This window comes from Streptomyces sp. NPDC048275, from assembly GCF_040652275.1.
Lineage (GTDB): Bacteria > Actinomycetota > Actinomycetes > Streptomycetales > Streptomycetaceae > Streptomyces.
This window is the reverse complement of the sequence record NZ_JBEZLR010000162.1, coordinates 1-12528: the sequence shown is the minus strand read 5'-3', so window position 1 is coordinate 12528 and position 12528 is coordinate 1. Positions and strand designations below refer to the sequence as shown.

General features: G+C 69.4%; 12 protein-coding genes. 6 read left to right on the top strand and 6 right to left on the bottom strand.

The annotated features are described in order from the left end of the window. Positions 1 to 710 precede the first annotated feature (710 nt). From AB0D57_RS45535 to AB0D57_RS45525, 3 genes are all read left to right on the top strand, one after another. Positions 711 to 1940 (top strand): hypothetical protein, encoded by a 1230-nt coding sequence (locus tag AB0D57_RS45535; protein WP_362088342.1) that lies wholly within the window; start codon positions 711 to 713, stop codon positions 1938 to 1940. Between the two features lie 77 nt (positions 1941 to 2017). Further along, the gene (locus AB0D57_RS45530) at positions 2018 to 3403 is read left to right on the top strand and encodes a histidine kinase (protein ID WP_362088340.1); all 1386 of its coding nucleotides are present in this window, start codon (positions 2018 to 2020) and stop codon (positions 3401 to 3403) included. 4 nt (positions 3404 to 3407) lie between these two features. After that, on the top strand, positions 3408 to 4052 hold the full coding sequence (locus AB0D57_RS45525) for a response regulator transcription factor (RefSeq protein ID WP_362088338.1): 645 nt from the start codon (positions 3408 to 3410) through the stop codon (positions 4050 to 4052). Positions 4053 to 4174: 122 nt separating this feature from the next. Here the strand turns inward: AB0D57_RS45525 and AB0D57_RS45520 are convergent, their stop codons facing one another. Further along, a complete protein-coding gene (locus AB0D57_RS45520) occupies positions 4175 to 4576 on the bottom strand; it encodes a hypothetical protein (RefSeq protein WP_362088336.1) in 402 nt (133 codons plus the stop codon). A 306-nt stretch (positions 4577 to 4882) separates the two neighbouring features. Between AB0D57_RS45520 and AB0D57_RS45515 the strand changes: the two genes are divergently transcribed. Both AB0D57_RS45515 and AB0D57_RS45510 read left to right on the top strand, forming a co-directional pair. After that, the gene (locus AB0D57_RS45515; protein ID WP_362088334.1) at positions 4883 to 5503 is read left to right on the top strand and encodes a hypothetical protein; all 621 of its coding nucleotides are present in this window, start codon (positions 4883 to 4885) and stop codon (positions 5501 to 5503) included. A gap of 105 nt (positions 5504 to 5608) precedes the next feature. Further along, on the top strand, positions 5609 to 6448 hold the full coding sequence (locus AB0D57_RS45510) for a S1 RNA-binding domain-containing protein (protein ID WP_362088332.1): 840 nt from the start codon (positions 5609 to 5611) through the stop codon (positions 6446 to 6448). Here AB0D57_RS45510 and AB0D57_RS45505 read toward each other — a convergent pair. The 3 genes from AB0D57_RS45505 to AB0D57_RS45495 are packed head-to-tail and all read right to left on the bottom strand — an operon-like array spanning position 6408 to position 7768. Next, positions 6408 to 6821 carry a hypothetical protein gene (locus AB0D57_RS45505; protein ID WP_362088330.1) on the bottom strand — a complete coding sequence of 138 codons (414 nt, stop codon included), beginning with the start codon at positions 6819 to 6821 and terminating at the stop codon, positions 6408 to 6410. The genes AB0D57_RS45510 and AB0D57_RS45505 overlap by 41 nt on opposite strands. Continuing rightward, positions 6818 to 7318: a hypothetical protein gene (locus tag AB0D57_RS45500; protein ID WP_362088328.1), complete on the bottom strand. Its 501-nt coding sequence runs from the start codon at positions 7316 to 7318 to the stop codon at positions 6818 to 6820. Before AB0D57_RS45500 ends, AB0D57_RS45505 begins: the two co-directional genes overlap by 4 nt. A gap of 48 nt (positions 7319 to 7366) precedes the next feature. Next, positions 7367 to 7768 carry a hypothetical protein gene (locus AB0D57_RS45495; protein WP_362088326.1) on the bottom strand — a complete coding sequence of 134 codons (402 nt, stop codon included), beginning with the start codon at positions 7766 to 7768 and terminating at the stop codon, positions 7367 to 7369. 223 nt (positions 7769 to 7991) lie between these two features. Between AB0D57_RS45495 and AB0D57_RS45490 the strand changes: the two genes are divergently transcribed. After that, positions 7992 to 8696, top strand: a complete 705-nt coding sequence (locus AB0D57_RS45490; RefSeq protein ID WP_362088324.1) for a hypothetical protein — start codon at positions 7992 to 7994, stop codon at positions 8694 to 8696. Between the two features lie 206 nt (positions 8697 to 8902). Here AB0D57_RS45490 and AB0D57_RS45485 read toward each other — a convergent pair whose 3' ends face one another. Next, positions 8903 to 10882 carry a hypothetical protein gene (locus tag AB0D57_RS45485; RefSeq protein ID WP_362088322.1) on the bottom strand — a complete coding sequence of 660 codons (1980 nt, stop codon included), beginning with the start codon at positions 10880 to 10882 and terminating at the stop codon, positions 8903 to 8905. Next, complete coding sequence (locus AB0D57_RS45480; protein ID WP_362088320.1) at positions 10879 to 12396, bottom strand: integrase; 1518 nt, start codon at positions 12394 to 12396, stop codon at positions 10879 to 10881. Before AB0D57_RS45480 ends, AB0D57_RS45485 begins: the two co-directional genes overlap by 4 nt. Between the last annotated feature and the right edge of the window lie 132 nt (positions 12397 to 12528).

The following is a 12528-nucleotide window of genomic DNA, read 5'->3' as shown; positions in this document are numbered from 1 at the left end:
CCGGGACACTCGCAATGGCTTCGACACCATGCGAATTACCAGAGGTCCCGCCCTCTTGACAGGGCGCACACATCCTTAACGCACTGGCGTTGCACGTCGCGGGACACGGCCAGTGGTTCTGTGGGGCGCCAAGTTGTGGGAGTTGCTGATCCGGTTCGGGTGGGCGGACCTGCGGCGGCGGATGTGTACCTACGCGCAGAGCCCGTGGGTGCGGTGGACCGGGGTAACGGCTGGCAGTGGCCAAGCATGCAGGTCATGACGGACCGGGAGGGTCAGGAGTGGCGTCTTCGCCGCCTGCTCGAAGAGGCCAGCAGTGGCTACGTCCTTGCTGTCCCCAAGCCTCCGCATTCCCGGGAATTGGCGGAACGACGGGCTCATCCACGAGGCGCCCCCTGATGCCGGGGAGCGTCCCTCCTGCGGGTGCAGACCCCCGGCCCGTGTTGTGGTGGCACCGCCGTAGTCGCCTCATGTCGTAAGAGGTGACCCGCTCACGGGCGCAGCGCCCCGGTGTCATTCTCCTGTAACGCACCGTTATCTGACGTGAAATGTCCGCGAGAGGTGCCGCGTTGGGCCCGCAAGGCCGTCGTCCGCCCGGACGGAAGAACCTGGCCGATCGGACCGGAAGCATGGCCGGTCGGCCGACGCGGAGCCGGAGAACGCGGGCTAGCGTCCTTCTCAGCAGGTAACACCACGGAGAGGAAGGCAGCCCGATGGATCAGCGAACGTCCGACCGCGACGCTGGCGTGACCACCGAGTTCGAGAGGGACGTCGTCAAGCTCTTGCTGGAGGCGATGCGCGCGGTGGACAAGCAGGAACGCGAGGACGTCGGTACGGAAAGCGTGCTGTATGCGCTCGTGTCGGGTGACTCAGCCGCGGGTTCCGCGATCGCATCCGGGATGAGGGCCTCCGGCTCGCTCGGCGGTTCGATCGGGTGCCGGGGGACATCCGTGTGGGTCAGTGAGGACGCGGGTGACGGCACGGCGGGAAGCCCGGACGACGAGCGGGAGATCGACGCCTTCTGGCGGGAGGTCCGGCTGGAGGAGGCCAAGAGGCTGCGCTGGAAGAATCGGAAGCAGAAGGAGGAGCAGGAGCAGGGGCAGGAAAGCCTTGAACTCCCGCCGATGACCGGCGCGTTGCGGACCTGTCTGCGCAAGGCGCTGGAGGCCGCCCGGGAGGAGGGCACCGTTTCCGTGCGCGTCCGGCATGTGGCGCGCGCACTGGTCGGGCTGCCCGATACGCGTGCCCGCGAGGCCATGGTGCTGGAGAAGGCGGACGTCCCGGCTGCCTCGATGGCGCTCGACGCGTTGCGGGGGAGCGATGAAGTACCGGAACCCGGCTCGGTGTTGATCCTGCGCAAGGCGGGGACGTTCGGGAAGAGCGGTAATCCGCTGACCCGGAAGTTCACCGCCTGGATATTCGGGGGCGGCGCCGGGTTCGGTTCCGCAGTCGTGGGTGCGGTGCGCACGGAGGCACCACGGGGGGCGGTGCGGCGCGGGGCGTCGGAGATGGAACCCGTCGATGTGCTGCTGGGTATCCTGTCGCTGGACCGGTCGTTGACCGTCGTGGGGCGTGAGCTGCCCGAGAAGCTGACGGGAGCGAACCAGGGGGCCGCACTCCTGCGCCGGCACGGCGTACGGCAGGATGCTGTCACCCGGGTGCTGCTTCCCGCCACCGGGGTCGCGGAGAAGGAGCCCCGGGAGGTCCGCGGCCACGCCGACTTCGAACGGCGGCTCCTGCACGTCACCCAGTTCACCGCCTCCGCTCAGGGCTCGCCCACGGTCGGTACGACCCACCTGCTGGCCGCGCTGCTGGACAAGGGGACGGACGCGGAGTCCGCGGCGGAGATCGAGCGTGTGCTGACCGAGAGCGGGGCGGACGTCGCCGGGCTGCGGGCGGAGCCGGAGCTCCGGGTCCCGGGCGGAGCGGCACAGGCGTCCTGACGCATCCGCAGCCGCAGTGGTCCGCCAACGCGTACGACGAGAGCAGCCGTTGAGAACGGCGCCCACAGGGAGGAAACATGAGTCCGGCAGTGCGACCGTGCAGACGGGCGCGCCGCGAGGCCGCCGCGATCCGAGAGGCGGTGCGCGCCGCGCCCCGGCGGACGGTCGTGACCGAGTCCGTACTCGCCGGCCTGGTCCTGCTGTGCTCGCTGGCGCCGGTTCCGCTGATTCCGCCGGCCCACCCGGTGGCGGTGGCCCTCCTGGGGGTGTGGGCGGCACTGCTCGTGCCCGCGCGGCGGATGTACCCGGCCCTCACGGTGCTGGGCTGCGTGCCGGTGATCGCCGGGAACAACGTGTGGGCGATGGTGGTGGTGCCGTGCGTCGTGTGGTCCGCCGTGCGCCGCATCACCCCCGTACGGCGCGCCTGGGGAGTGATCGGGGCGAGCAGTGCCGGCGCCGTGCTCATGTCGATCGCCGCCCAATCCCTCAGCGGACTCCCGACGATGCCGTACCTGGTCGCCGGCGCCGGCGTGGCTGCGCTGTTCATCCTGCTGCCCGCGCTGTCCGGCGTGATGATGGGGCGTCGCCGCCCGCTGACGGGGCTGCTGCGGGAACGCAACGCCTACCTCGAACAGACCCGCTTCCTCATTGACGAGGCGGCCCGCATGGAGGAACGGGCGCGCATCGCCGCCGAGATGCACGATCTGCTCGGCCACCGCATCGGCCTCATCTCGGTGCACGCCGGAGCCCTCCAGCTCGCTGCCGAACGACAGGCGCCCCCGCTGGCCTCCCAGGCCGAACTTCTGCACACCACCGCCGGAACGGCCATGGACGAGCTGCGCGGCATCCTCGGCGTCCTCCGTCACCAGTCCGGCGAGGACAGCGGTGAGCGGGGGACCCGCGAAGATCTCTCGGCTCTGGTCGCGGATTCCCGGAACGCGGGGGCCGACGCCGAACTGCACTGGAACGCGACCGGGCCGACGGACGCGGACGCCCGCACCCGGCAGGCCGTCCACCGTGTGACCCGCGAAGGACTCACCAACGCGCTGAAGCACGCGTCCGGCGCGCCGGTCCGTGTGACGTTCCAAGACGAAGGGGACACGGTGGTGGTCGCCGTCGTCAACGATGCCCCGCCGGTGCCCTGTTCGCCCGGGGACGGGAACCGCAGTGGACTCGTCGGCCTCCAGGAGAGGATCAGCCTGCTCGGGGGCGCCCTCCACGCCGGACCGCGCCCGGAGGGCGGCTTCGTCCTCTCCGCCCGTATACCCGTCCGGCCCGACGCGCCGCCCGTGTACGCCACTTCGCCCGGGCCGGTGTCCGGCGGGGCGGGCTCCCGGCCCCCGCTGTCCACGGAGGTCCTCACGTGGCCCCGCCTCCTGGGAGGCGGCTGCGCGGCTCTGCTGGTGTTGCTGCCGACGATCGGCGGCACCATCGCCCTGCTGATCATGGCGGTTCTACACTGAACCGATGATCCGAGTCCTGATCGCCGACGACGAGGCGCTGATGCGCGCCGGGGTCCGCCTGATCCTGGAGAACGACGACGAGGTCCGAATCGTGGCCGAGGCACAGAACGCCCGTGAGGCCGTCGAAGCCTGCCGCGCCCACCTCGTCGACGTCGCCCTCCTCGACATCCGTATGCCCGGGGACGGCATCACCGCCGTCGCCGAGATCGCCCGGCACTCGCCCCGCACCCGAGCGGTGATGCTGACGGCCTTCGGCGAGGAAGCGACCGTCACCAGCGCCCTGCGCGCCGGAGCCCACGGCTACCTCCTCAAGGACACCGGCCCCCGCGACCTCATCGACGCCGTACGCCGCGCCGCAGCCGGAGAACCCGTCCTCGCCCCGCAGGTCACCCGCCAACTCGTCGACTTCCGGACCCGGTTGGGCCACGGCAGCGACGTCGCATCACGTCGGATCGCGGACCTGACACCGGCTGAACGGGACGTCCTCCGACTACTGGGCACTGGCCTCTCCAACGCCGAGATCGCCGCACAGCTCCACCTGAGCTCCGGCACGGTCAAGGCCCACATCAGCAGCATCCTCACCCGCACCGACTGCACCAACCGAGTCCAGGCGGCGGTGCTGGCGCAGGAGGCGGGGCTGCTCGACTGACGCCCGGCAGGCCGCACAGTCGCACACCTGTCCGTCACGAGAGTCGCCTGGCACGCTCCCGGACATGATTGGCCGCCCTGGGGGGGGCACAGATCGAGACCGGGATCAGCACTACGACGCTGCTACGAGCACGAACAGCACAAAATGCGGTCGGTGAAGTTCCTGATGATCGAGGTTGCGTTCACGTGCTTCATCTGTTTGATGGTCAGTATTGCATTGCTCTCCGGGTCGGTGTCCTTGTTGCTGGCGTTGATGCCGGTGTGGTCGGGAAGTGTTTTGAACAGCGGCGTGTGGATGCTGCCGAGGGCCTGCTCGGTAGTCTGCTTGTCGGTGGGCCGTAAGGTGCGGGTCGGGAGGGTGTGGCAGCCGGGTTTGTGCTGATCGTGCGCCGGGTGGTGGTTGCGGTGCCCTGCCGCGTGGTCGGTGGTGGCCGTCTGTGGTGCGAAGAGGGGCAGGCCGGTCACCTTATGCCCGGTGAACTCGGCAACCGTCGCGGCTGGCAGGCCGGGGTAGGGCCACTTCATCTCTTCGCCTCATTCCTCTGGCGTCGGGAGCGGCAGCGTCACATCCTGCGGCAGCATCGCGTCGTCGACCGCCGTATCAGACACGAGGGTGAGGTGAAATGCGCAGATGGAGTGCGTGTAGGCATCAAGAGCCGGCTTGTGGAGGTAGTTGTGGGCTGACCGTTGACCGCTCGGGCTGTGCTCGTGCTCTGCCCTTGGGCCGCTGCGGGGATTGTCACTGGCCTCGGCTTGGATGAGGCCATGTCTGTGTATGAAGTGACCCACCGGTTGCCGGAGATCTCGACCGTTCGGGATCGTTCCCGAGCCATGGCGATGCTGGACGCCATCCTGAGCCCGGGCTGGGACTTGCGGTTCTACTCCTTCGATTCCCGCTGGTCGCCTACTGAGGAGATGGCCTCAATGCGGGATGGCTGCGGGAACGAGTACTCGATCGTCTTCTCTGCTGCTGGGGCGTATGCCCGCGGTTTCGACCACGAGTCGCCGATGAGCCCCTATCGAGATGATCCCCTGGCGCCGTGGCCTGGCCTGGTTGACACGGTTCCCGGGGTCTTCCGGTCGTGCGTGGAGGAGCCGGCCTTCAGCGAGCCCGATGGGACGCCCCGGGCAACAGTGTGCTTCTGGCGCGAGCAGTCCGATGTCGCATGGCGATCGGGGGCCGTCGAGGTCCCCTCGGAAGACAGGGAGGACGCCGACGGTGCCGAGTGGCTGTTCGACGTCTTGGTGGATGGCCGATCGGAGGCGTACCAGCAGTTCGCCGAGGAGTACTACGAGGTCGCGGTCGACCTCGATGCTGTGCGTCACGTATATGCTCTGCGACCGCTCTCGCAGAGCATCGTCTCGTCGCTGAACCCGGATGTGAGCTTGGACGACCTTGCGGAGGACATCGCCCAGATCGGCTATGCCGTTGTGGACGTGGTTCTGGACTGACCGTTTGGCTGCCCTGAAGCTGATCCGTTTCCGGCCCGGTGCAGGCGTCGCGTCTTGGCTCGCTGTCCTCTCGGCTGCCGGTGCGCTGGAGGCTAGGCTGCGCTCATGTCCGAGTCAGCCGCCGACCCTCGCCTCCAGTCTTTGATCAACCGCATCCAGCCAGGCCCGGTGAGAAAGGTGAAGGTCATCGGGTTCGATGGATCGGATGTCCTCGTGAGCCTTGCCGACACGGAGGAGGGCATCGCCGAGGTTGGACGGATCCCGCAGCATGAGGCGTCGATGCGTCGCTTCGACCACCCTTCGGAGATCTTCAGCGTCGGCCAGGAGATCGAGGCCGAGGAACTCGAACGTTGGCGTGGAGGGCAGCTTCACCTGTCCGCGAGGGCGTGCGAGAGCCCGGAACTGAGGTCGTTTCTCGTCGGCATTCAGCCGGGGCAGGTCCTCTCCGGGACCGTGTCGGCAGTTCACAACTTCGGGGTTTTCGTCCATCTGGACGGCGAGCCCGACGGCTTGTGCACTGGGTTCATCCGCGTGCCCGACTTGTCGTGGTCGTGGATCAATCATGCCTCGGATGCCGTCGAAGTCGGGCAACGGGTCACCGGTGAGGTGATCATGTCCGAGACGCGGCAGGGACAGGTCACCGTGTCGTTGAAGGCTCTGCTGGAAAATCCGCTCATTCGCTTCGCCGACCGGGCCGGACGGGTCGTCCGCGGGCCGGTCACAAAGATCATCCCGTTCGGCGTGTTCGTGCGGCTCGCCGACGGCGTGGAGGGGTTTCTTCACCTGTCGGAGCTGACCGAGGAGCCGGTGGAGAGCCCTGACCAGCTCGTCAGCGAGGGCGAAATGATCACAGTGCGGATTGCCGAAGTCGACCTTCAACGTCACCGGGTCAGCCTCCAGATGGCTATGACTGGCGAGGGCGTCCAGGAGAGCCGATCCGTGTGACCTTGGTGCTTGCCTCCAGGGCCTCGCGCAGGCAGGCGTTGTCGACGGCCAGGCGCTGGATCTGCGCGGCTGCGAACTGGAGGTTCTCGGTCAGCGACCGGTTTGCGCGGCGGAGTTTGGCGTTTCGGGCGGCGAGGACTTCGTAGGGGCTGGGCCGCATCTCGGCCGTGGGGTGGGGTGGGGTGGAGCGGGCGGCGGAGACTTCCTTGGCCAGGTCGGGGAAGTGTCGGCGGAAGGTGGTGTTGCTCAGGTCGAATTTTGCGGCCAGGGTCAGGACGCTGGGGCGGGTGCCGTTGTCGTGGCACTCGTTGATGTACCTGTCCAGGACGCGTCGGACGTGGGCCTCTGCGGGGATGTCGGCGGGGCGGCTCATGCGGACTGCCTGGTGGTGGTGTTCTCCAGCAGGAACGCGGTGATCTCCGTGCGGCGGGCTTCCAGTCGGTGCCGCAGAAGTGGCGGCAGGGTCGGGCGGGTGGCCAGGCGGCGGGTGATGCGGTCGATCTCGCGTTGCCAGGCGGCGGTGTTCTCGGGAGTGAGGGCGACGTTCCGGCAGGCCAGGGGCTTGCAGCCGCCGTGGTCGGGTAGTCCCTCGCTGCGGCGGTGGCGGGCGCGTTCACACAGGGCCTTGGCGTGGTCGTGGACACAGGTGACGTATTGGCCGGGGTAGACAGCCGGGTCGTGCTTGGCCATGAGCCGCCGCAGCCGGTTGTCGTCCAGGACGACGGTGCCCTGGAAACGGGCCCGTTCGCCGAAGGTCTCCAGGCGGCGGGCGGCCTCGTCGGCGGCGGGGCCGGTGAGATGGGTGTGCTCGTGGGCGTCGACCGCGGCCATGAGATGCTCGCCGCGAGCCAGTGCCTGCTCGCTCTCCACCTCGGCGCGGAAGCCCGACTCGCTGGTGCCCGCGTAGCCTTCGAAAACCTAGATGCAGTGGTGCCGATAGGCCAGGGCGCCGGCGATGACGCCGCCCGGACGGCGTGCGATGAACCAGGCCAGGGTGCGCCTGAACTGGCTGTTTTTCAGATGGAAGGGCTTCTGGTTGACCATCGGGATGCCGTCAGCGCGGCCGCGGCGCTGGCAGTAGTCGTTGATCCAGGTGGCGAAGGTGTTGAGGCGTGCGTTGGTGGCACCGCTGGTCAGCACCTGGCTGACCGCGTTGCGCTTGACGCCGGGACTGTGCTCCAGGCGCGAGAAGAGGCCGTCGGCGCCGGGCGGCTGCAACTGCTCCAGGACGGTGATCGCCCGGGCTGCGGGTTCGCCGATGCTCCAGGTGGCCGGGACGCCGGTGGGGTCGTCCTCGGCCTTGAAGGCCAGACTGTGCATCTTCCAGCGGTAGGGCGTCCCGTTCGCGTCGCGCTCGGTCCGCAGGCCGCCGCGTCTCAGGTGCTTGATCTCGCTGTCGCGGGCGCCTGAGAGGAAGGAAAGGACCAGGTAGCAGGAGTCCTGGAGTATGCGGGCGAGCGCGGCGAGGCTGTCGGGCTCGGTGTGGTCGGCCAGGATCGCTCCGATCCACGGCTCGTCGTCGAGCCGGCCGCGGAATCGGTAGGTGGCTGACGATCTGGGGTGTGAGGCCGACGATGGCGGCGGCCTCGTCGATCAGGTGTCGGTCGCGGCCGAGAGAGATCGGGCTGCGGCCCAGCGCCTGCGCGACCCCGGTCGTGCTGGGCTCGCCGCGCCAGCCGGGCAGCGGCTTGCCTGCCGTGATGCGTTCGTCCAGCCAGGCCCGCAGCCGGATCGGCAGGTCGCCGTAGATGTACGGCTCGGCCGGTGCCGGCGGCGGGGTCCGCCAGTGGCGGTCCGCGGCGAGGATGTCGACGGAGAACTCGTCGATGAAGCGCATGGCCCAGACGAACAGCGGCCCCAGCACTTCTTCGGGGATCCGGGCGGTGGCGTTCTCGCCGCGATGGGCCTTGGATTCGCTCCAGCCGTCGACGTGGCGCGGGTCGAAGCGCAGAACGTCCGAGGACAGGACGCTTCGCCAGACCCAGAACTTGCGCGCGGCCGAGCGGGCTCTTTGCCGGGCGTCAGCGGCGGGCAAGGACTTGATCAGGAATCGCTGGAAGTCCTCCATGTCTTGGCCGGTCATCGCGTCGAGGCGTCGGGAGCGGGCTGCTGCCCAGCGCAGGAACCGGATGTACTCGGTGAAGGCGGTGCGGATGGTGGCGACCTCGGGCCGGTCCTCGCCCGCCGGGACGGTCCCCGACAGCATCTCGTAGCAGAGTTCCTTGGCGACCTGCCGGTGCGTGGCTGAGATCAGGGTGAAGTCGAGGATGAACCGGCGCTCGTGCTTCTTGAGCATGGCCGGGCCCAGGACCCAGACGTCGTTGCTGAAGAGCGAGGTGTCCTCCAGCGCCACGCCTGCTCGCAGCTGGCGGGCGTGGAAGACGAAGGGGTCGGTGCCATCCGCACGGACCTGTGAGGGCGAGGGGATGTGCGGCAGGGCGTGCAGGGCGGTGGTCACGGCAGTTCCCATGGGTTCTCGATCAGGTCCAGGAGGGCGTGGCGCGGCTTGTCGGCCTGGGCGTGCTGGAGTTCGGCGGGGGTGAACTTGGCGAGGATGTCCTGGCGGATGGCGACCCAGGCCGGCCCGTAGTGTGGCCACCAGACTTCTTCGGCCAGTTCGCGGCGGCGCTGGGCCAAGGCGTCGAGCAGAGCCAGCAGCCGCGGCAGGTGGTCGCGGGTGACCAAGCAGTTCCCGCAGTGGAAGCAGTCGAGGAAGGTGACCTGGCACGCTTCCCCGGTGAGGGGGTGCTGGTCGTGGTCGACGCAGGCCGTCCAGCCGGTGTCCAGCTTGCCGTCGGCGGCCTGGCGGGCCGTGTCCGGTCCGATTCCGCTCTCCTCCATGGCCGCGGTGTCGACGGGGCCGGGCAGGACCCGCAGGCTCCCACCGGCGGCTTTCGCCGCCCGCTCGTGGGCCTGGCGTGCGGCCTGCTCGGCGTCGACCAGGGCCTCGCCGAGGACTTCCGCGGCCCAGGCGGTGATGACGGGGTCGCCGCTGAGGTAGTTCCTGAACAGGACCGGCATGCTGTTGGACTTGGCGGCCGAGGGCAGGTGGCCGCCCATCCGCTTCGTGCGCCGCACCTCCATGCTGGTCTTGATCCGGTTGAAGCTCACCTGCAGCGGCAGTCCCTGGACCGGAAGCGTCGGAACTGTGCCGTCAGGCCCGGCGGCGGCCGGCTGCGGATCGGCCAGCAGCGGCCGGGGCCGGTTCGCCGCCCAGGCGGTCGGCAGGATCGAAGTACAGCTCAACGAGTCCTGGAACGGGGCGACATGGTCGTCGGGGACACCGAGCCCGGCCGCGTATCCGTTGCGCCAGACCGACCACAGCAGCGGCGAACCGCACCACTGGCGGCTGCGGGCCGTCAGTTCCAGCATGAGCAGGTAGAACCCGCCCGGGCTGTGCAGTTCACGGCCCGGGGCCCCGATCTCCCAGGTCACGGTCTCGAACCAGCGTCGTGTGCCCCGGTGGCGCTTGACGATGACCAGCTCGACCGCCCGATCCTCCAACACGCGGTGCCGGACCGGGAGTTCCTTCATCGTCTCGCCGTTGCGCTCCGACAGGGCCGCGGTGAGCATCATTAGCGGCGGCAGGTCCCGCAGGGTCAAGAACAGGCGCCCTGCCAGTTGCCGGCGTTCGGGACAGAAGGGACTGGGCCGGGCCGCGGGCGGCGTGGGAACCTGCCCGGTGGCAGCCATCCGCTCCAGCACCCGGCCCAGGTCCCGATCGTTCTCGTCCAGAGCCAGTGGGTCGGCCTGGTAGCGGCGAAGGAGGTCCTCCCCGGCCCGGATGCGGTCGCGGATCTTCGCGGCGTCCGCTCGCAGCGCGGCCAGCAGACGGGCCAGTTCCCCGTCGGAATATCCAGTGGTCAGCCGCTTGGCTCCGTTCCCGGGCGGCGACGGTTCACTCTCCACGACCGTGGTGGACGGTTCGGGGTCGCGGGGCGTGGGCAGACGCCGCTGGAGGTGGTCAAGCACTTCGGCGGAGACAAGGTCGCGTAACGCGGGCAGCGCGAACAGTAGCCGGGCCTCGCCCATGTCGCGCAGAGCCGTGGTCGGTGTCGTTGTGGCCCGGTGGTCGTGGAAGGCTTGCAGGTGAGCGGGGGTGAGCTGGTCCGGGCTGGCCGGAGGCTCCGGCAGTGCTCCGAGGAACTTCACCAGGCGGCTCAGGGATCCCCAGCCGGTGGTCGCCGCGGCGAACGTGCGGAGCCCGCCGCCGGGTCCGGTCCGTTCAGCAACCACTGCGGCCAGAGCCCGGTGCCAGCCGGGCAGCGGCAGCTTGGAGACGTCGAAGACCCGGCGGCGATCGTCATCGCCGTGAAAGGCCACCAGCAGTCGTCCGTCGGGTAGTTCCCGTACCGGCGCGGGCGGTTCGTAGTCGTGGTCCGGCAGGGGCGAGGGCCGACCGGGGCCGGTGCTGCCGCGTCCTTGCCGGTTCATCCCGCAGCCCCGATCGCCCCAGCCGGCGGCGCGTTGTCGCCGATCCGCTGCAGTGGGGTCTCCCTGGGGTCCTCCCAGGTGTCGGGGACCAGGGCCATCCGGGTCTCCATCTCCAGTTCCTGCAGGGCGTGCAGATAAATGGCCGTGGTCAGGACTGACCGGTGTCCCAATCGGCGGCGGACCCAGTCCAGCGGATCTCCGAAGATCCGGGTGTAGTGGCCGCGCTGGGCCGGGTTGAGATCGGCCAGTGCCGCGATGTGGCCGCGCTGCAACTGTTCGAGAGTCACCACGGCGAACCCGTGACGTAGCAGGTGGGCGTGACAGGACAGCTCCACCCCGCAGTCGCGGCAGCGCTGGTTGGCGTCGGCGAAGACGCTCTTCCAGGTCGACACCGCCAGCGGCTGCCCGTCCTCGCCGAGCCAGAACATCGCGGGCTCAAGGCCGTCCGTGGTCTCCACGAGCAGCCGCCGCCGTTCCATGGGCTTGAGCTCGCGCAGGTTAACCTTCCGGCGCTCGATACTGCCCACGGTCCGCACCAGGTGGGGTCGTGACGGGTCGTCGACCACCAGCGGTCTGCGCCAGCGTGCATAGCGCCCGGCAGCGCGGGCGTCTTGGACGACCTCGGCCCGGTCCAGCTCCGCATAGGCCGCCAGGTCGCGCACCACGCTGTGCGGGATGTAGACCCAGCGCGCGGAGAAGTACTTCGCGATCGCCCCCGGCAGCCAGAACCGCTGGTAACCGCCCATCCCCACCTGCAGCGGCATCTCTGTCACGGTCAGACTCGCCTGCTCGGACAGCCGCATCCCGGTGCGGGCCATCAGGTCGGTGAACGTCGCGTTGCGGGCCGACCAGCGGCCCTTGAACCGGCCCGAGGGCAAGCCGTCAGGCCCGTAACCGCGCAGGCCCACGTCCCGCCAGAGCCGGTAGGACGCCGGGGGGAGCCACTCGATGCGCTCGCCGCCCTCGTCGTGCGCGTAGGTCGCCGGGACCGTGCCCTCGGCGCGGACGGCCTGAAGCGTGCCCAGCGGCGCCGGCCGACGGGAGCGGTGCGGGATCGGGACCGCTCCGATCTGGTTCTGCCGTACGGCCCACTCGAAGAACTGGTTGACGTGCGAGACCTCCTGGCTCCAGGTCCCGCCCGCCACCCTGGGCCCGGCCGGATCCCGCCGACGCCACTGATGGAACGCCAGATGGTCGCCCTCGGTGGCCTGGCGCCACGACTTCCCGCCCCGCGCGCCGTGCAGGAAGTTCAAGAACCCCGCCAGTGCCCGGGCCCGGTTGGCGTTGCTGTTCCACGGCGCGTCGATCAGATTCACCCGATGGAAGTACGAGTTGAGCACCACGTCGTACTCGTATCGAGGCGACAGCAGGAACGGCAGCCCATCGGGCAGTCCCGCCTCGTCGAGCCATGGTGTCAGGTCTTCAGGCAAGTCACGAAGCCAGGCCAGCACCGTGGCAGGCCGGGCAACGTCGCGGCTGGTGTAGTGCACCGTCCACGCGGATCTCTGCTTCACCGGCGCAACATACGCGGTCAGTAACCAACCGTGCACAAGCCGGCGTGAGGTGAACTTTCACCGGCTTGTCGAAGACGCTTTCGTGCACCATCGCGGGCAGCGCCGTGGTGTCCGGTGCCGCCACCTGGCCCG

Excerpts from the sequence above, each read along its gene's own strand:
- AB0D57_RS45535 (WP_362088342.1), top strand. The coding sequence starts at position 711 with ATGGATCAGCGAACGTCCGACCGCGACGCTGGCGTGACCACCGAGTTC.
- AB0D57_RS45485 (WP_362088322.1), bottom strand. The coding sequence starts at position 10,882 with ATGAACCGGCAAGGACGCGGCAGCACCGGCCCCGGTCGGCCCTCGCCC.
- AB0D57_RS45530 (WP_362088340.1), top strand. The coding sequence starts at position 2,018 with ATGAGTCCGGCAGTGCGACCGTGCAGACGGGCGCGCCGCGAGGCCGCC.
- AB0D57_RS45510 (WP_362088332.1), top strand. The coding sequence starts at position 5,609 with ATGTCCGAGTCAGCCGCCGACCCTCGCCTCCAGTCTTTGATCAACCGC.
- AB0D57_RS45520 (WP_362088336.1), bottom strand. The coding sequence starts at position 4,576 with ATGAAGTGGCCCTACCCCGGCCTGCCAGCCGCGACGGTTGCCGAGTTC.
- AB0D57_RS45515 (WP_362088334.1), top strand. The coding sequence starts at position 4,883 with ATGGCGATGCTGGACGCCATCCTGAGCCCGGGCTGGGACTTGCGGTTC.
- AB0D57_RS45505 (WP_362088330.1), bottom strand. The coding sequence starts at position 6,821 with ATGAGCCGCCCCGCCGACATCCCCGCAGAGGCCCACGTCCGACGCGTC.
- AB0D57_RS45525 (WP_362088338.1), top strand. The coding sequence starts at position 3,408 with ATGATCCGAGTCCTGATCGCCGACGACGAGGCGCTGATGCGCGCCGGG.
- AB0D57_RS45495 (WP_362088326.1), bottom strand. The coding sequence starts at position 7,768 with ATGCACAGTCTGGCCTTCAAGGCCGAGGACGACCCCACCGGCGTCCCG.